This window comes from Serratia sp. 4542 (genome assembly GCF_016805595.1).
GTDB classification, from domain to species: domain Bacteria; phylum Pseudomonadota; class Gammaproteobacteria; order Enterobacterales; family Enterobacteriaceae; genus Serratia; species Serratia nevei.
The window spans coordinates 131,607-148,566 of sequence record NZ_RXKV01000004.1 but is presented as its reverse complement, the minus strand read 5'-3'; the positions used below and the strand labels follow the sequence as shown (position 1 = coordinate 148,566).

The following is a 16,960-nucleotide window of genomic DNA, read 5'->3' as shown; positions in this document are numbered from 1 at the left end:
CCTTGCCGTGCTTACAAGGAAGAACGGGTTTCGTTATGCTTATTTTTTACGCCACGCTGGCTATCGCTTTCACTCTGCTGTGCCTGATGGCCTTTCTCTATTGCGCTTATCAGCTGTCGAAGCACGGCGACGTCAAGTTTTTGGCCTCGCTTTCCGTGCTGCTCTTCGCGCTGCTGGCCTTCTATGCCGCTTATGGCTACGTCAGCACCTGGCTGCAACAGCAGGCGGTCGATGTCCGGCTGTATTAGCGCGCCTGGATAAAAAAGACCTGCTCCGGATCGCCGTCATCGAGATTGTCAATCTGGCCGCTGGCGACAAACCCGGCGTTCAGCAGCAGCCGCTGCATCGGCAGGTTGGAGCGATTGGTGGAGGTGAACAGCTTCGGGTGCCGACAGTGAGACTTCAACGCGGCAATCAGCACCAGCCCGACGCCCCGGCGGCGATAGCGCTCGCCAACCATCAGCATCTCGATAAAGCCGCAGCCGAAGAAGTGATAGTGCAGCACGCCGTAGCCCATCGCCATGCCGTGTTCCTCGGCAAGATAACAGATGCCCTGCCCGCACCAGGCGCGGATCTGCGCCGCGCGTTGTGGCTCGTCTTCGGCAGCGCTGTCGAGGGCGATCAGGGCTGCGGCATCGGTTTCAGTGGCAAGACGAACAGGCATGTTTACCCCCTCATGTTTATGGGTAGCGGCGACACCGCTTCAACGAAACGGCAACCGAAGCGGGATAATTTTTACATCCCCGCCGAATTTTGTAATCCTATTATAGAGTTACTAGAACCCACGCCAAGGAAGGAAAGCATTTCCCAATGAGAATACCGCAAATCTCCGCCGCCCTGCTGTTTACCCTGCTGCTGACGGGCTGCCAGTTCCACAAAACCGTGTTCCCGCCGCCGTATATCGGCACCCCGCAAGAGATCAGCACCTACGAAGTGAAAGGGCTGACGTTCGTCACCACCGTCACCTTCAGCGGCCTGTTCGCCGAAGATCTGGTGCGCGAATACGCACAGAAACATCACTACCGCTATTACGTGGTAACGATGCGCAGCAACGGTTTTAAAGATCGGGCCGAGCGCGTGAGCGCGATGATGTATCGGTAGATATTGGCAACATATGCCGTGAAAGAATGCCGAAAAATCCAGGTTCAGCATAGGAAAGCGCGATATGGAACATGGTAAAGCCGCAAAGTCAGAGGCTGCATGAAAGTGCGGCCTCTGACCTCTGTTTAACCCAGTTGCCGCCCTTTAACTTCTACTGTCACTACGGGCGAAATTCCAACGTGATAATTTGGAACGCATTATGAACCTCTGGCGTTGGCGGCTTAGGCAGACGCGCATCGGCAACCGCCTTCATGGCGGCACGGCAAAGATCCGGATCGCCACCTTCAGTTCGAACACCGACTGGCATGCCGTCCGGCGCCAGCGTGATACGCAATGTACAGCGTTGGCCTGAGTAAGTGGCGGCGTCTTTTAAATGGCGTTGAATCTCAGCTTGCACCTGAGTCATGTAATGTAATTTCTCTTTTCCCGGCGCCGGCGTCTTTGGGTCGCCAAGGTTGGCGAAAAGATCATCGACCTCTTTATTCGCCGTATCGTTTTGGCTGGGGGCAGTACTCTTGGCACACCCCGTTAACGTCAGCGCGGTCATCGCCGCCAATAGTATCGCGATGCCGGTTTTGTAGCCTGAATGCGTTATTTTCATATCCCTGTCCTTATGGATGATTATCAGATGAATCAACGTTGTATTCAAAAAGATCCCCGGTGAATACTTATACAGAATTAACATCCAACCACCAGAGACATTGTTAGTATCAAGCATCGGCATGCGGAGTTTCTTGGTCCGATGATGGCATGATGCCATAGCGCCCTCGCCGGGCAGTACGTCTGCGAGCCCTGACCTATCGATAACTTTGTTATCCGAACGATCAATCACCCCATCAATAAATTAAGAAATTCTTAATTTTTTATCGCATTAAAAGCGTTTCAACGCTAACAATCTGGAGATCCTGCCTATACTTACTTTCCTGCTATTAAATTCATTTAAGTAACCAGGATGGTAAGTATGAAAAGTAAACGACTCTTTGCCGCGCTTCTTACTGCGACTACGGTGATGTTCATAGCGGGCTGCGCTTCCAATCAGGCGATCAAAACAACGGATGGCAAGACCATTGTCACCGACGGCAAGCCTCAGGTCGATAAAGATACCGGGTTAGTCTCCTATCGAAATGCAGAAACGGGCAAAACGGAACAGATCAATCGAGACCAGATTGCAAACATGAGTGAGTTGGATAACTAAAAGGAGCTACAAATGAAAAAAACGCTTGTTCTTCCCGCGATCGCCCTGGTTGCCATCGCCGCACTGTCAGGCTGCACACGCACCAGCTACGCCATCCATACCCACGACGGTCGAACGCTCATCAGTGACGGTAAGCCGAAAGAAACCGCTGCCGGGTTGATCGGTTATACCGACGCCAATGGCGTTAAACAGCAAATCAACAAGACGGAAGTCAAAGAGGTTTCAGAGATCCCTCATTAAGATTTCGATAACCTTAGCCAGTTAAAACCAAGGGAGCCAATGGCTCCCTTTCTACTCGAAAAAACCGGCGTGCTTGCGTGAATTTAACGATAACGTCGATAACCACCTGACATTTAACGCCAACGTTCTCAGGTTTGCCATAGGGATCTCTCCTTTCCCTGCATCAAGCAGCTATAATCCAAAAAGTGGAGTTTTTTGATAACGATAAGGAGGGAGTATGTATAAAACTATCTTGGTTCCCGTGGATATTACCGAGCCGGAATTAACACAGCAGGTCATCCCGCATGTCAACGCGCTCGCCAGGCTCGAAGACTCCCACGTCCATTTCCTGGCGGTGATCCCGTCGCGCGCCACCTACGCCGCTTTCGGCTTTGCCGCCACGGCGGCGATAGAAACCAAAGACGAAACCATTGCGCTAGCGACCGAGGGGCTGGCAAAAGCGGCAAAACAATTCAGCGTGCCTGAAGATAGAGTGACCACGCACGTTGCCGTCGGCGATCCTAAAGATCAGATCCTGGAACTCGCTGATGCGCTTAACGCGGAGATTATCGTGATGGGTTCCAACCGCCCTTCTGCGATCACTTACCTCCTCGGCTCCAATGCCACCGCCGTCGTCCGCCACGCCAATTGCCCGGTGCTGGTCGTACGTGAATCGGCTAACGCCGCTCGCTGAGCCTGTCCGATACCTCACTCATATTTGAACAATAAAAAAACGGGAGCCCTAAGGCTCCCGCTCTCATTCAAGCGCTGAACACACTTACATGTGTTTAACGATAGCGTCGCCAAACTCTGAACATTTCAGCAGCTTAGCGCCTTCCATCAGGCGTTCGAAGTCATAGGTCACGGTCTTGGCGGCGATGGCGCCTTCCATACCTTTAACGATCAGGTCAGCCGCTTCGAACCAGCCCATGTGGCGCAGCAGTAGATTGTAGTCAAGTTCATAACCAATTGAATGCAATAATAAAAACCACATTGAATCTATGTGGTTGTATCATTTTAGGTAATTCGTAAGCCTTTGATTATAATTAATCTTTATCTGGTTTTGATAATGCCTTTGACTGCGCTCACCGTCATGGAGCAGCCGACAGAGAGGGTATCGAGGAAATGCTGCAGGAAGCGTGAGAAAGTACAGATGACTGATTTCAACCATGACTCAAGTGTATTAGCCCAGACTTGATCTGACACAGCTAAGGCCCAGAGCCAATCTGACAGGCAGCTCAGTGCCAAAAGCGGACCCTGCTAACATCAGTTTGTATTGACTCATGGAGAGCAGTTCACAAGCACTATGTCAGCTTCGGAGATGACATAAAAAAACAACCCTTATTAAACGAGAGGGCTGTTCTCTGACATAGGCTTTGTTTTCAGTGTCAGTCTTTTATTTTTGATGTTCCGATCGACAGATTATCATGCTCTACATAGTATCTTAACTTTTTGAAGCGCCGGTAGTACGCCAAAATGGTTCTGAGTTGTTGGAGAGGATGCGCTCCTAACTGGTCAAAAGTGCTTTGGTATTGCGACCACCCGAGCAATTTCATAAATATAGAAACGCGTCTAGCCAGATGTTTTTCGGTATCGTCATTTATGATGGTTTTCAAGTCCACGCCTTCATAATCAAATCCAGAAATGTTATTTTCTTTCAGATATTTATATGTGCCATTATAGAAGCTCTCCATCCTGTAAAATCTGAAATTAACAAGGGAGCGATCCATAGAAAATTCAACACTTTTGGCTATTTTAGGTAGAAGATTTAGTTCTATATACCCAGGTGAATTGTACTTGATCGCATTTACCTGTGGCCGGTGAATTGTTGGAATAAGGCTTCTTAATCCAGTGAAAATATTTACTGCTGATGCTCCTCCAGTCCAAGAGGAAAGAAGAGAAACGACTCTATTCTTTACAGATTCTACTGCTAAGTGTTCAAGCGCGTAGTGGAAGGAATATAGTTGCTGAAAAATATAAGGGATCGTTGACAGATCGTCTGTATAAAGTTCATTGTCAATTCCAAGCATATAATTTTCAGTTATTTCATTTCTTAACCTGATGGCCTCCGGCGTTGCAATCATGTCGCTAAGGTAAGCGTCTTCATCGGGAAAATAATCAGCCGGGAAATCATCCCTAGCTACTTCAATACAAGATCTTTTTGTTAATCCATTAACCCCTTCAAACATATTAAAAAAAATCACTTTTTGGGCTGAAAGCACAACTTCTTTTAGCGAGGTTTTTTTCTGAAGGTAACCGTTTAAAGTAACTCTATCTACAGGGATAATACACCATCTATTTCTACGCGTGTCATTATCTACCCACATATATAAAGCATCAGTGTTCCTTTCTCCCTTAAACAGACTCAGTAACGGGCCGTCAAAGTCGATCAGGTCTGCATACCAGTTGAACTTCGGCATATCCCCTGTACTAATTGGCTTGCCTTTTAGCTTAATCATGGAATGCACCTTACGACTTCAAACTTCAATTTGATATCAACTCCAGTATATGGATGAAAGTCAAAATGACCGTTATCTTCAATTTCAGTTATTACACCATCTTCAGGTTCCAGGTTCCCTTTAGAGACGTGGGTACCTATGGTTTGCCTTGCTTTTTTGAAATTCTTCTCTATCTCAGAGAATACACTTTCCGCTTTATCTTGAGTAGAATACATAGATAAGCCCCAGCATGAACATTTGTCAGTAATAGTAGGGCTGAGTATCCTTTTTGGATTCACTTTGCCTAGTGGCGAAAAACAGTTGGCTGTATAAGGTTCGAAAGTCCACCTCCATGCGAGGAGAGATACAGGCTGTGCATCCAAAGGAGGGCACTGCTGTATTTCGTGAGTATCAATATCATTTCTGTATAAAAATTCCATACCCCACCATTCTCAAACCTATTAATTTAAACCTTTCCTAGAAAGGTTCTCCGACTAATTACCAGCTTAAACCACTTTGCCTTCCATAGGCCACCTTCTACCACTGCTTGTTTTTCCGCCTACCATTCCACATTTTCATCTTGTAAGGCTTGGTTTCAGAAGTGTTAGCTCTCACTACATAATCATTAAAATTATCTTTTGGGAAGAAATTTTACCTACTTGGCAATGATTTGTGATCTGCTCTCCGACGATTATCACATGTTAATGTTAGCCTTGCATCCTGGCGATAATGACAAATGCGGATTTCCGTTCTTCGCTCAAAGTTGACTGCCAGTTGCAATTTTGTCACTGGTTTAGTACACCCGAGCGCGTGGAAGATCACTTAGCCGTGTTGTGTATGCTGGTGATAGTAGCTCGCGCTTCATCGACCATGACTGGTGTGCCCCTTGCCCAGCGAACCATAGCTGGACCCTCCCTGAATTATTGATGCGGTCAAGCACACCCATCAGTTGCTCACTGTTCTGCCGTGGCTGATATTCATCGAAAAGCCCAAGTTGGGCCACACCCTGGCTGAAAAAGTCCTGCAGCATAACCCCGCCTTTTTGATACCGGTGGCCGGGTTGCCAAATAGCATCCAAACAGCGCATAGCGGCAGCGATAATGTCCCGCGTATCCTGCGTCGGCGTGCTCAGTTTTATACTGGCCGTGTTGCCGTAGTATTCCTCATTGATGGAAAACGGACTGGTTTTGAGCCACGCGCTGACATGCCGGCAATACTGGTGCTCCTCCCTCAACTTCTCAGCGGCACGCGTCGCATACATGCAAATAGCCTGATGCATCTGGTCATACTCAGTGATCCGATCACCGAAGCTGCGGCTGCAGATGATCTGTTGCTTCGTCGGCGCAAATTCCTCAAGTTCGAGGCACGGCTGGCCGCGCAACTCTCGCACCGTTCGCTCAATGACAACGCTGAAATGCTTGCGGATCATCGTAGTGCTCGCGTCGGCCAGCTGTAGTGCCGTTTCAATCCCCATCATGTTGAGTTTTTTCGAAATTCGGCGTCCGATACCCCAAACCTCATCGACAGGCACAAGGCCCATCAATTTGCGCTGGCGTCCTTCATTGGATAGATCCACTACTCCGCCGGTCTTGTCCCACTTCTTTGCCGCGAAATTTGCCAGCTTGGCTAACGTCTTGGTTTGGGCAATGCCAACGCCCACCGTTAGCCCAGTATTGCGCAGCACTTTCGCTCTTACCTGGCGGCCGAAAGTATCCAGATCGATACAGTTACGAACGCCAGTCAGATCAAGAAAACTTTCGTCGATTGAATACACTTCTACGCGTGGCGCCATCTCTTCTAAAACTGCCATCACACGCTGAGACATGTCGGCGTATAACTCATAGTTGCTGCTGAACGCGATGCCCCCTGCGCGCTCAAATTCCCGCTTAATTTTGAAATAGGGCTCTCCCATCTTTAACCCTAACGCCTTCGCTTCTTTGCTCCTGGCTACGACACATCCGTCGTTATTCGACAAAACGACGACAGGACGCCCTCGCAGATCTGGGCGCCACAACGTTTCGCAGCTCGCGTAGAAGCTGTTCACATCAGCAAGCGCGTACATCACTTGAGCCTCGTTATCGAAGATACAACAACGCCCATCACCTCCAGATCGTCGCCGCCGTCATGAAGCAGAATCGGCTCATACTTCGGGTTCATGGGTTCCAATTGCGCGCGAGGATGCAAACAGAGCCGCTTCACGGTGAACTCGCCGGCTATGCTGGCAATTACAATATCGCCATGGGCTGGGCTGATGCTGCGGTCAACCACAAGCATAGAGCCCTCCGTGATTCCGGCCTCAAGCATGGAATCACCTGTCGCATAGAGAAAATACGTCGCATTAGGATGGCTGATGCAGTACTCGTTCAGATCGATGCGCGAGCTGACGTAATCTGCTGCAGGACTGGGAAACCCCGCCGGCACCTTGTCGGAGAACAGCGGGATTTTGAGCTTGGATGGGTTTGGTGTTGGATAAAAGAAAGTCATAATGTTGCCTTGTTACTGTGTTTTTATACAGTATATGCGCAAGATTTTGACGGGGGAAAGTTCGGATTTTTGGTAGAAAGGTAGGATATTGATTGGCAAGGAAAGATAGTTTTTGTGAATGTCATAGGGTGATAGTTAGCTTTGCGATCGATTTTAACGATCGATAGAGAAAAATTGATCTACAGAACCAATTTGATGGATTGATAGCCAAGCTACAACATATGGGTTTAATTCTCATTGCTTGGTAATCCAATGCCCATCAAAGCGCTGACACGGATCGCAGCCTTAGTATCCGTCACTTCTATCACAACCGGTTTTACCCGCTGGCCGGATGTCATGTTCATATCAAGTTGCGCTATGATCCTCATCTGGCTACATGCTGAGTGGGACTGGAGAAGGCAGCGCTAGCGCTGCCTGTCGCATAATTACAACCCAGTTACGCCTCGCGCAGCCATGATCTGCGAAACGATGTCCATGTATACCACTGCCTTGCTGACATCCATATACTCGTTGTAGAACAACACTGTCCCAAGATGCCCGCTCGCAGCACCACTGGTGATAGAACCACCGCCAATGTTTGAAGGGATGCCATTAAGCCTGAATGGGTTAGAAGTTCCCTTTGTCCTGCTCGTTAGAGCAAAATCGGTGTATCCTCCAGCATGTTGAATAATGCGAAGATTTGAATTATTCCAGGTGTATGCCTTAATCATCCAGCCATTATTAATGTCAACATTTACAGAAGTAATTGCATTGGTATTTTTTGCCACATCAAACTGACCATTAGTTAAGCCTGCAGCGCCAGATTTTGTCAGCCGCACACCCTGATACGGGTTACCACTTAAATTAAGATTATTTAATATTGATGCAGAAGGACTGCTTGACGGGATTTCCTGACAAATTATCACCGTCATATTATCTCGTTCCATCACTGGAGTTGTAATTATATGACTTGCGTCACTTGCCAGAATAGCCCCTACACTATCGAATGCACCAGACCACGTAAAATGATTGCCATTACCGCTGAAGTCCTGATTGCTTAGCATCTTATAACCTGCAAGCAGGGTAGGACTAAGAAGTCCAGCGGCAGGATTTATAACCGGCAAATCATCATTATCAATGACAGCGTCAATAATAATTCTCATTTATAACTCCATAATGGAAAAAACACCCATTTGGGCCAGGGAAATTGTCGATAAACCTGAATTCACAATGATTGTGATAATTTCAGTGTCCTGTGGCACCACGAACTCATAATAAAAGTAATTAAACCCATCAGTGACCGCTTTAGTGTCCCAGCCTCGCACGCCCGCGAGGTATCCCGTTGAGCTATTGGTTCCTGCCACGGCGTAACACTCAAATAGAGAACCTTCAGTATTAACGAAGTAACCCATGGCTAATTTGGCGCCTGGAATAACTGAGATAGAGTGATATGCTTTTTGTCCGCTGAATCTCCATGCGTTACCTTTGATAGCCTCATCCTGCTGGATTGATGCTGTGCCCACTTTTTCAATTGTCCAACCACTAGGGTTTACACCGTCGTTATCCAAAAACAGGGGGTTAGCCAATAAATTAGAGGTCAACCCGATGCTAACCTGTTCATCCGCTCTTGGTGGCCATACTGGTGCCGTCCACTCCTGCAACCCTTCAATAAGCGCCTTTGCCATTGCTTTAGCGCCGATGGCGTTAGGGTGTGAGACATCTTGGTTATACCCAGAGATCCAGTCGCCAGTCCGAGGGTCAACTGTGTAACGGTGTAGATCGACCAGTGGAAGTCGATATTTTCTGGCATATGCACGAAGCCAACCATTGAGCTTATGCTCAGCACTTCGCCTGGTGTCATTTGAACTATTACCCTGTGCTGACATAGTGCAAACCACCGGAATTATTCCTTTTTGCCGCAATATTCTAAATATTTTCTTAAAAGCTGGGATAGTGACTGTATCGATATCAATCCCTTGAACAATATCGTTTCTCCCACCCATCACTACGCAAAATGTCGGTTTTGCCGCAACTGCATTAGGCAGATGGACACTAAGTATTTGCGAGACGGTATAACCTCCCGTTGCAGAAGCTCCAATGAGTTTAAGACGCCCGAGCGTTAGCAGCATTGCCCAGCAGTGCCAGGACAGTGCATTGAAGCAGGCTGCGTAGGTATCCCCATTCACCGTCGCAAAAGCACTTATCCCATTCGCCGTAATAGAATCACCGATTGCAAAAAAATCACCGGACAAGGGGCCTCGGTGGTTGTGCAATGGTTCTCCGAGATAGATTTTTCGCCCGCTTTTCGGATCTGTAGCAAATAAAACCCTTCCGTCTGGTGTCACTTCTGCGAGGGGGTAAATATCATCAGGCTCGGATTCTGCAGTAATGCTTTGAGTAGTTATGTTTGCCGGAGAGAGCTGTTCAACAGACATGCTTTTTGATTTTACTCCACCAGGTGCATTGAATGTTCCTTCGTTATCAACGAACAACAATCCCTTGCCTTTCTTATCGACCACCTCAAATGGATAAGCTGACCCGTTTTCTGTAACTAGACCATCTGTCCTTGCTGCGGTATCAACAGAAATTTTATTTACGTGATTTACAAACTCTGTACTTGGAGAACCTTTCCCTGTAAATACCGGGACGCCATTATTATTGGTGTAAATATCAATTGAGTTTTTTGATTCTTTAGAAAGAACACCAAAAACACCGTTATTCTTTATAATTCCGCTATTGATATCAGCTTGTGCAAGCTCTATCGTTAGATATGGTTCTTTCAGAATAGAAGCGTTTTTAGCAATGCCTACAGCAGTTGGCCTGCTCACACCAAACCTATCAATATAAAAGTCATTGATTGATGATGTGAACTCATCTATTTTCCCTGAGTTAAACTTCAAGTCCCTAATATCTTCGCTTGGTATTGGATTTGTAGTTGGTGTGGTAGCCATTTATGCAGTTACCTCGTAATTATACATTTCATCGTTGTATTCAGACATGGTTAACGAGGTTGTCCCGTCGCCATTCGGTTTCTTTTCTGTGATCGTCCACTTAGTGGCATCCATCTCCATTTGCGTGGCAATAACGTAGCGAGACGGCGACTGGACGTTGTAGCCGTCAAATATATTGAGGTTTATTGCTGGTACTGCAGCGGTAAAACCGAATGTCGTATCGCTGCGGGGATATGCCTGAACGCGCGCTGATGGGGTGCCATTCGCATCAGTGATGACGACAAACATATCCCCAGCCCATTCGATGCGTTCGCTTGTGTCGAAGTTGTTGCCGTTGCGCGCGACGATATAACCATCTTGCTGGTTAGCGTCGTAGATATCGGCTACCTGCACCATCTGCCCGACGTTCACCCATTCACCATCAGCCAGCGCGCGGATAGACATCGTCTGACGGGAATACAGCAGCCGGCGGACTTCTTTCAATGCCCGATCCCGCGCCTGGTACGAATTGCGGATAAACAGCATGTCGAACTTCTTCGCCTTTACCGGTTCCCCCTCCTCTATCGCATTGCCGACGATCCGGTAGCGGATGAATGCCTGTTTATTCGTGACCGGGTTTCGATACTTGACCTCTACCCCATCAAAACCACCGGGTAGCGTCATGTCGTAGGAAAGGCTGTAATCCTCCGCTTTCATGTTGGCGCGGTTGAACACCGTCGTTGCACCTGGCTTCCGTTCATCGCGAGTGAAAGACAACACCCCGCCATCCCAAAATGCGGTCACCGTCGCCGCATCACAGATTGTCTGAACCCGAGAGCCCAGCGAGATGTCTTCGTCATCGAAGGTGTAATCGAAGTAGCCCAGGCGCGGCTCAGGAAGCGATGCCGCGATAGAGTAAAGCTCGTAGATGTCGATGCTTGACTCTGGCTGCCCCCCCATCTTTAGCCAGGTGTGCAATACCGCGTCTGCAAACGAGCGTGACGGCCTTTCTGTGTAATCGACCGTCTGTGTAGCCAGGTTGTAGCTAATGACGTGACGGGTGATTAGAGCGTTATATTTTCGCTCCCTCGCACTGGTTGCGCGCTCTGTCGCAGTGACAGTAACGGTTACGAGCGTGTCATTGGGGTAAACAACGTTGGTGCGCGTCCTGACGATGTGAACAGCTTCTACTTTCAGGATTGAGTGATCGTTGCTGTTGTTGGTGCGGATGAACGTTACCGCATAACGGCCATTACCAGATACTGGCGTGAATTTGAACGTGCCATATTTTGTATCCGCGTTCTCATCATCGTTGTTAAGCCCGATGTTGTAGCTTTCCAGCGTGCCGGGAATCTGGTTGTTATCATCATCAACCTTCCAGAATGTAACGCTGGTTCTGGCGTAGTCCCCATGCCCCAATTGCGCCTGCAGATGAACCCAAAGCTGAGTCCCATCAACCGGAGAGAATGATGGGCCAATTACCAGAGGTTCATTATCGTTAAGAGTGAATATCGACGTGTTGATTACCGCGTCTTCGGGGATCTGGCTGATATCGTTGCCGCTCAGATTTACAAACGTGAACTCGTAGAAATACTGCGGGTTCACTGGGACGCCATCGTCGGTTGTCGTAGCACTGAAGAGATCGGCAAATACCGTTATATCGCGCGTTACTGGCCCTGATACCGTGTTGTAGGTGACGTTGACAACGAACGACACAGAATGAGGCTTAGGCAGGTCATAGAAGTAATCGAAATCGCTGTTCTGCTTGATTTTCACCTTTGCCTGTCCGGCGATGAACTCGCCAGAAACCATGTCGGTGGTCGTCGTCGCCGTTTCTGCTGGGAAATCACCGCTCTCGTTCGGCCCAGGAAGCTCCTGACCGTCGATGTCGTCGAAAGCGAACCCTTCATTGATCAGCGGGAGGTTCTCGCCTGGCTGGTAGATACGGTATGAGGCGCCAGCCAGCGCGCCGAGGTTCGATTCTGAGTACCTTACTGACGTGACGTCATACCGGCCCAGCCCGAAGTTCATCCACTCGGTCACCTTCTTGATGTTCTTGTCGTACTCAAACAGCGACTCCTGAATCAGGTCAGGGTACGCGCGCACCTGGCCGTAGTTGTCAGGCTTTGCCTCTCCGTTTCGCGCAATGTTGGTTTGCCCTTTCAGGCTGTTATTGGGTGATGTCTTTGCGTTGCTGCTTGTAGCCACGCCCGCGCTTGGCTGGCCGAGCAATGACGTCAGGATTTTTTGGACGAACTTTATCGGGGCAAAAATTGGGCTGAGAACCTTCCCAATGGTGCCGCTTTTCGGCTGGTCGAACACGCTGATCACGTCGCCATCGTTGAGCGGGAAATTCAGCTCATCATCAGGCTGCAGCTTTACGCCATTACGCAGAATTTCAACATCGCAGTGAAGGTTGGCCGATTTCAGCCAGGGATAGAACATGCTGCCGGCGGGAAGGTTATGCCGTTCTTTAGGCAACCCCGGCACGCGCTGAACTTCGATCAACGGCATAGTCGTAAAACTCCAATTTGGTGAAAACTCGCTCCAGCGTCCGCAGCCTGTCAAAGCGCACATGCCCCGCTTCGCCGCGGCTATGGAATGCTTGCCCATCAATGACCAAACCGACGTGAGCTGGCTGACCGCCGTAATACGCGATAAAAATGCTACCGTCGGCCGCTTTCTCGGCCTGATGCCAGAACACGACATCACCGGAAAAACACGTCAGAAAGTCGCTGCCGGCTTCGTAGTCCGTCGTTTGATGTATCTCTATGCCGATCACATGCCGGTAATACAGCACCACCAGTCCCCAGCAATCAGCTGCGTCGAACGAGCACGCCCTATCGCGCCACGGCTTACCCTCCATGGCGTGAATGAAGTCAGGTTTATGCATTAGCGAGTCCTGGGAATTCAGTGGTGTTGTAGAGAAAGCCGATGTTGTTGTTTAGCGGGTTCTGCAGCGTGAGCGAGCACGTTACGTCAGCCTCATCGAGAGAGGCATCTTTCACAAAGAGCGTCCAAGACTTCAGCGGCGTGTTCATGTCCGCCGCATCGAAACGCTGATACGTGGCAGAGATAGGCGTTATGCGTGAGTGCGCGCGCCACAGCTTCAGCTGCTGCTTGAAGTCCTGTGCCAAGCGCCCGAATTTCACCGTTGAGTTGATCACCGGCGTGCTGCTCTGCTGACTCTCTGCGACCTCCATCCGGCAGGCTGAAAACACCTGGCCGGCGAACGTCTTTGGGTATATCTGGTTTGCCACCAGCCGAATAGCGCCAAACGCCGGATGACTGAAGGTCATCGTGTCGTAGATGATCCGGTTGGGCCGCTGTGACTGAAATTCTCGTAAGGTAGGCATTCAATACTCCGGCATGTCGCGGTTAACCACTTCATCAATGATCCCCCACTGATACGGCGGAAGCTCAACAATGACGTCCGAGAACTCGTCATCCGGGTTGTAGACCTTCCGGGTGATTACGCTCGCCGTCCACGTCGTCGTGTTGCCGTTGATGCTCGTTTGCACCGGCGGTGCCACAAAATGCAGCTCCTGCAGTTGCAGGCCAGAGCCCCCCAGATTGCAAAGCATCGTGAACCACTGATTGCCGTTATCCAGGTAACGAGGGCTGCGATACCACTGTTCGAATGCCCGATCCTCTTGCAGCGTGAAAATCCACGTCAGCGACCACGTGGTTTTAAGGTCATCCGTCAGGCGCTGGAAGATTGGCGCGCCAACTGCCGGCTGATCGGTGCGGAACCCGGCATCAATCGTGCGGCTCTTGTTGGCCTTCTGGGGAAGTGATAGCCAGTCGGGATAAGGTATTGCCACGGTTTTCTCCCGGTAATAAAAAACCCGCCGAAGCGGGTTATTGGGTTGCCCTACGAGGGGCCTGATGATTTCGACTTATGGCTTGGCTCATCGGGCCGCCGTTGTCCATGTCAGCGATAAATATCTCCATCGAGACTCCGCCATTGCCATCACTGCTAACCTGGTGATCTACATATGAACCGTTGGTATTGTTGATACTGACATTCACGTTGATACCACCACCGCCTTGCATGTCCTTATTGCTGATCACCTTGCCGTTGTCACCGGGGATCATGTACTGCTTACCAGTGCTCGCTTGGTAAATCTCTGGCTTCCCTCGCTCACCTACCTGGTACATCGCGCCAGCGCTCACAGGGCCGCCGTTATAACGCGCTCCAGCCAAAGCTAGCCCACCAGCCAATCCAACGGTTGAGGTTATCCCTGCAGCCGCTGGAGCAGCGTTAGCACCAAGAGTTGCCAGTGATGCCATTGCGGCCGCCGGCGCCCAGGCTGACGCCGTTGTTGCAGCCATACCCACAGATGATGCCACAGAGGCGTCGCCAAGCGTCTGGCCGAGGATGTAGTTTTTCAACGCCTCCACACCCACCTGAACGATGCTGTTTATCACACTATTCAGGATGGTGTTGCCAAGCGACCGCATCGCCTCTTGTGCCGACATGGTGCCGGTGAGTAGCCCTGTAATCGCGTTTGAGGCATTACCAGAGAAAGCATCAACAGCGCTCGTCAGCATGTCGTAGCCAAGGCTCTGCTGGCTCAACAGCTGCCATTGCGCCGCCGTCTGCTGCTCTTGGTATTGCTTCTCTTGGGCTGTGCGCAAAGACAGGTACTGATCATCCGTGGCCTGTTTAGCCAAGATGAATTGGTCATAGCTGATTTTTCCCTGCTGGTAACTCTGCAGCAGTATCGCCTGCTCCTGCTGTTGATACTGCTGCATCAGGGCCAGCTTCTGAGCATTCTCATTCGCCAACTGCTGAACCGGATCAACTTCAGCACGTGCAGATGCGACAGGGTTAACTACAGCCTGAGCGTTAATCTTCGCTAAGTTGTTCTGGTGCTCCAGTGCCATTTTTTCGGTGGCGGTGTTGTACTCCTGAAGGTCAATCTTCCCTGCGTCCAACGCAACTTTCAGGTTCTGCATGGATTCGGCGTAGGATTTATTCTCCGCCTTCTCAGGCATAGCCTTGATCGCCTCAGTGACGCCTTTGGCTGCGGCGGCCGCATCCCATGCTTTAGCGGCATACTCCCCGGCCAAAGTAACCTGTGCTTGCGTCGCGCCTTTTCCGAGTGATTGCTGTGCGGTAAGGATCGCCTGTTCTCGGCTAAGCTCATTTGTTGAGCCCGCAGCAAGCTCAGACTGCTGCTTCAGGTTTGCCAGCTTCTGGGCAACGCTTTCAGCCTGGTTGGCTGATTTCTTGCCCTCCGCATTACTTTCTTTCTGGGCTTTGGTATTTCGCTCTATCTCGGCATACTGATCTTGGAGTTTCTTCACTCGCGGATCATTCTTAGATATGCCAGCATCTTCAGCATCATATACTGCCTGTAGCCTGGCCCTCGATTCCCCTTCAAGTTTCGATAGCTCTATGCGTCGCTGAGAACGTTTCACCAATGCATCTTGCTTAGGGTTTGTAGTGCCTGAGTTATTGAAATTAATCGTTCCATTGGCTGCATTTTCTGAAGCTTTTGCCACCGAATTCATGTCGCCGATCAGCGTGGCAGCTCTGTTGCTGAGAGCTGCTAAAGCCTGATTTTGTTCTGACCAGCCATCAAGGCCAAGCCATGACCACGTTCTTGCTCTTCGTGCATACATTTCGCCAGTTGACGTGAGATCTGCAATCTTCTGTGATGCCGTCTCAGTTTTTCCACTTAGCCTATCTATTGCTGCGCTAATAGAGTCAATAACCTTCACCATGGTTGCGCTAGCGCCCATAGCTTCGTTCATTTTCCCAATTAGGTTTTGAAGGGAAATCGTAAGGGAGTTGCTCGCCTGATCCATCGTCCTTGGGAGCTTAGAGAATTCATCGTTAACTGCCGATGACTGCTTCATGATTGCATTAAGTGCATCCTGAGCACTCAACTTCCCCTCGAGCATTGCTTGTCGCAACTGCCCCATTGATAGCCCCATCCCTGCGCCAATCTGCCTAGCAAGTTCAGGCATTTGTTCAAGGATGGAGTTAAACTCTTCGGCTCTTACTGTGCCGGAGGAAATAGACTGGCCGAATTGTCTTAATGCATTTGCCATCTCTTCTGTAGAAGAGCCGCCAACTCGCCCTATTTTCTGAAGCGTATCAGTTAATGCAAGTATTTGGGTGTTGGTTGCTCCAGTCCCTTTTAGCGCGGAGGTCATCGCCTCCCACAGCTTGGCCGTATCCCTGAGGCTAGCGCCAGTAGTCGATGCTATGGCCGTCAACGTTTCAAACGTAGACATTGCTGTTGCGGCATCAGTTGATAGCCTGAGGATCCGTGACTGAAGTTGCGTAATGTTATCTGCGACTGTCAAAAAAGCCTTTCCGTAATCGATAATCAAAGCAACTGATATTGCGCTTGCAACACCGCTCAACACTGATTTAAACTCAGACATAGACCTACCAGCACTATCGGCAGAGGATGTCAGTCCATCAACGGCTTTAGATGAACGATTGGCTTGTTTTTCCATCTCCCCTAACACGACAGCTGCTTGACGGCTACCTGTGACCATCTTTGCAGTTTCAATATCAACTTGGTAAACCAAGCTCCCACCGTCCTGCTCCGCCATTTACTGATCTCCGGGCATAAAAAAGCCCCGGTTGAACG

At 49.6% G+C, this 16,960-nt stretch carries 18 protein-coding genes and 1 pseudogene; 5 read left to right on the top strand and 14 right to left on the bottom strand.

Features of this window, described 5'->3' with window-relative positions:
• Nucleotides 1–35 precede the first annotated feature (35 nt).
• The gene (locus EKL15_RS04665; RefSeq protein ID WP_033638232.1) at nucleotides 36–248 is read left to right on the top strand and encodes a hypothetical protein; all 213 of its coding nucleotides are present in this window, start codon (nucleotides 36–38) and stop codon (nucleotides 246–248) included.
• On the opposite strand, the gene EKL15_RS04660 is transcribed toward EKL15_RS04665, so the two are convergent.
• Entirely contained in the window at nucleotides 245–664 is a 420-nt protein-coding gene (locus EKL15_RS04660; RefSeq protein ID WP_084826357.1) for a GNAT family N-acetyltransferase, read from the bottom strand. The genes EKL15_RS04665 and EKL15_RS04660 overlap by 4 nt on opposite strands.
• A gap of 146 nt (nucleotides 665–810) precedes the next feature.
• Between EKL15_RS04660 and EKL15_RS04655 the strand changes: the two genes are divergently transcribed.
• Nucleotides 811–1,101, top strand: a complete 291-nt coding sequence (locus tag EKL15_RS04655) for a hypothetical protein (RefSeq protein WP_084826358.1) — start codon at nucleotides 811–813, stop codon at nucleotides 1,099–1,101.
• 160 nt (nucleotides 1,102–1,261) lie between these two features.
• Here EKL15_RS04655 and tolA read toward each other — a convergent pair whose 3' ends face one another.
• Nucleotides 1,262–1,825 (bottom strand): cell envelope integrity protein TolA, encoded by a 564-nt coding sequence (tolA, locus tag EKL15_RS04650; RefSeq protein WP_226908248.1) that lies wholly within the window; start codon nucleotides 1,823–1,825, stop codon nucleotides 1,262–1,264.
• Nucleotides 1,826–2,062: 237 nt separating this feature from the next.
• On the opposite strand from tolA, the gene EKL15_RS04645 reads away from it, so the two are divergent.
• The 3 genes from EKL15_RS04645 (at nucleotide 2,063) to uspF (ending at nucleotide 3,209) form a co-directional block, all read left to right on the top strand.
• A complete protein-coding gene (locus tag EKL15_RS04645; protein ID WP_038877765.1) occupies nucleotides 2,063–2,296 on the top strand; it encodes a YgdI/YgdR family lipoprotein in 234 nt (77 codons plus the stop codon).
• 12 nt (nucleotides 2,297–2,308) lie between these two features.
• Nucleotides 2,309–2,536 carry a YgdI/YgdR family lipoprotein gene (locus EKL15_RS04640; RefSeq protein WP_038877767.1) on the top strand — a complete coding sequence of 76 codons (228 nt, stop codon included), beginning with the start codon at nucleotides 2,309–2,311 and terminating at the stop codon, nucleotides 2,534–2,536.
• A 217-nt stretch (nucleotides 2,537–2,753) separates the two neighbouring features.
• Nucleotides 2,754–3,209 carry a universal stress protein UspF gene (uspF, locus tag EKL15_RS04635; RefSeq protein ID WP_060419331.1) on the top strand — a complete coding sequence of 152 codons (456 nt, stop codon included), beginning with the start codon at nucleotides 2,754–2,756 and terminating at the stop codon, nucleotides 3,207–3,209.
• An 84-nt stretch (nucleotides 3,210–3,293) separates the two neighbouring features.
• Here the strand turns inward: uspF and EKL15_RS04630 are convergent.
• The 12 genes and pseudogenes from EKL15_RS04630 to EKL15_RS04575 form a co-directional block, all read right to left on the bottom strand.
• A pseudogene (locus EKL15_RS04630) lies at nucleotides 3,294–3,458 on the bottom strand (NADP-dependent isocitrate dehydrogenase); the annotation flags it as partial.
• A 445-nt stretch (nucleotides 3,459–3,903) separates the two neighbouring features.
• Entirely contained in the window at nucleotides 3,904–4,974 is a 1,071-nt protein-coding gene (locus EKL15_RS24660; protein ID WP_238423622.1) for a hypothetical protein, read from the bottom strand.
• A complete protein-coding gene (locus EKL15_RS04620; protein WP_203088957.1) occupies nucleotides 4,971–5,393 on the bottom strand; it encodes a hypothetical protein in 423 nt (140 codons plus the stop codon). Before EKL15_RS04620 ends, EKL15_RS24660 begins: the two co-directional genes overlap by 4 nt.
• 353 nt (nucleotides 5,394–5,746) lie before the next feature.
• Entirely contained in the window at nucleotides 5,747–7,015 is a 1,269-nt protein-coding gene (gene umuC / locus EKL15_RS04615) for a translesion error-prone DNA polymerase V subunit UmuC (RefSeq protein WP_203088955.1), read from the bottom strand.
• Nucleotides 7,015–7,437, bottom strand: a complete 423-nt coding sequence (gene umuD / locus EKL15_RS04610; RefSeq protein WP_203088946.1) for a translesion error-prone DNA polymerase V autoproteolytic subunit — start codon at nucleotides 7,435–7,437, stop codon at nucleotides 7,015–7,017. Before umuD ends, umuC begins: the two co-directional genes overlap by 1 nt.
• 425 nt (nucleotides 7,438–7,862) lie before the next feature.
• Nucleotides 7,863–8,579: a hypothetical protein gene (locus tag EKL15_RS04605; RefSeq protein WP_203088944.1), complete on the bottom strand. Its 717-nt coding sequence runs from the start codon at nucleotides 8,577–8,579 to the stop codon at nucleotides 7,863–7,865.
• Entirely contained in the window at nucleotides 8,580–10,367 is a 1,788-nt protein-coding gene (locus EKL15_RS04600; RefSeq protein WP_203088942.1) for an SGNH/GDSL hydrolase family protein, read from the bottom strand.
• Complete coding sequence (locus EKL15_RS04595; RefSeq protein ID WP_197830748.1) at nucleotides 10,368–12,860, bottom strand: host specificity factor TipJ family phage tail protein; 2,493 nt, start codon at nucleotides 12,858–12,860, stop codon at nucleotides 10,368–10,370.
• A complete protein-coding gene (locus EKL15_RS04590; RefSeq protein ID WP_238423620.1) occupies nucleotides 12,820–13,239 on the bottom strand; it encodes an NlpC/P60 family protein in 420 nt (139 codons plus the stop codon). The genes EKL15_RS04595 and EKL15_RS04590 overlap by 41 nt, the downstream gene beginning before the upstream one ends.
• Nucleotides 13,232–13,702: a DUF1833 family protein gene (locus EKL15_RS04585; RefSeq protein WP_197797564.1), complete on the bottom strand. Its 471-nt coding sequence runs from the start codon at nucleotides 13,700–13,702 to the stop codon at nucleotides 13,232–13,234. The genes EKL15_RS04590 and EKL15_RS04585 overlap by 8 nt, the downstream gene beginning before the upstream one ends.
• Nucleotides 13,703–14,170: a hypothetical protein gene (locus tag EKL15_RS04580; protein ID WP_046688430.1), complete on the bottom strand. Its 468-nt coding sequence runs from the start codon at nucleotides 14,168–14,170 to the stop codon at nucleotides 13,703–13,705.
• Between the two features lie 37 nt (nucleotides 14,171–14,207).
• On the bottom strand, nucleotides 14,208–16,922 hold the full coding sequence (locus tag EKL15_RS04575; RefSeq protein WP_203088940.1) for a tape measure protein: 2,715 nt from the start codon (nucleotides 16,920–16,922) through the stop codon (nucleotides 14,208–14,210).
• Between the last annotated feature and the right edge of the window lie 38 nt (nucleotides 16,923–16,960).

Bases quoted from the DNA above. Each gene is read 5' to 3' on its own strand.
- EKL15_RS04645 (WP_038877765.1), top strand. From the start codon at position 2,063: ATGAAAAGTAAACGACTCTTTGCCGCGCTTCTTACTGCGACTACGGTG.
- EKL15_RS04575 (WP_203088940.1), bottom strand. From the start codon at position 16,922: ATGGCGGAGCAGGACGGTGGGAGCTTGGTTTACCAAGTTGATATTGAA.
- EKL15_RS24660 (WP_238423622.1), bottom strand. From the start codon at position 4,974: ATGATTAAGCTAAAAGGCAAGCCAATTAGTACAGGGGATATGCCGAAG.
- uspF (WP_060419331.1), top strand. From the start codon at position 2,754: ATGTATAAAACTATCTTGGTTCCCGTGGATATTACCGAGCCGGAATTA.
- tolA (WP_226908248.1), bottom strand. From the start codon at position 1,825: ATGCCGATGCTTGATACTAACAATGTCTCTGGTGGTTGGATGTTAATT.
- EKL15_RS04585 (WP_197797564.1), bottom strand. From the start codon at position 13,702: ATGCCTACCTTACGAGAATTTCAGTCACAGCGGCCCAACCGGATCATC.
- EKL15_RS04595 (WP_197830748.1), bottom strand. From the start codon at position 12,860: ATGCCGTTGATCGAAGTTCAGCGCGTGCCGGGGTTGCCTAAAGAACGG.
- EKL15_RS04600 (WP_203088942.1), bottom strand. From the start codon at position 10,367: ATGGCTACCACACCAACTACAAATCCAATACCAAGCGAAGATATTAGG.
- EKL15_RS04665 (WP_033638232.1), top strand. From the start codon at position 36: ATGCTTATTTTTTACGCCACGCTGGCTATCGCTTTCACTCTGCTGTGC.
- EKL15_RS04655 (WP_084826358.1), top strand. From the start codon at position 811: ATGAGAATACCGCAAATCTCCGCCGCCCTGCTGTTTACCCTGCTGCTG.
- EKL15_RS04605 (WP_203088944.1), bottom strand. From the start codon at position 8,579: ATGAGAATTATTATTGACGCTGTCATTGATAATGATGATTTGCCGGTT.
- EKL15_RS04660 (WP_084826357.1), bottom strand. From the start codon at position 664: ATGCCTGTTCGTCTTGCCACTGAAACCGATGCCGCAGCCCTGATCGCC.
- EKL15_RS04620 (WP_203088957.1), bottom strand. From the start codon at position 5,393: ATGGAATTTTTATACAGAAATGATATTGATACTCACGAAATACAGCAG.
- umuD (WP_203088946.1), bottom strand. From the start codon at position 7,437: ATGACTTTCTTTTATCCAACACCAAACCCATCCAAGCTCAAAATCCCG.
- EKL15_RS04590 (WP_238423620.1), bottom strand. From the start codon at position 13,239: ATGCATAAACCTGACTTCATTCACGCCATGGAGGGTAAGCCGTGGCGC.
- EKL15_RS04640 (WP_038877767.1), top strand. From the start codon at position 2,309: ATGAAAAAAACGCTTGTTCTTCCCGCGATCGCCCTGGTTGCCATCGCC.
- umuC (WP_203088955.1), bottom strand. From the start codon at position 7,015: ATGTACGCGCTTGCTGATGTGAACAGCTTCTACGCGAGCTGCGAAACG.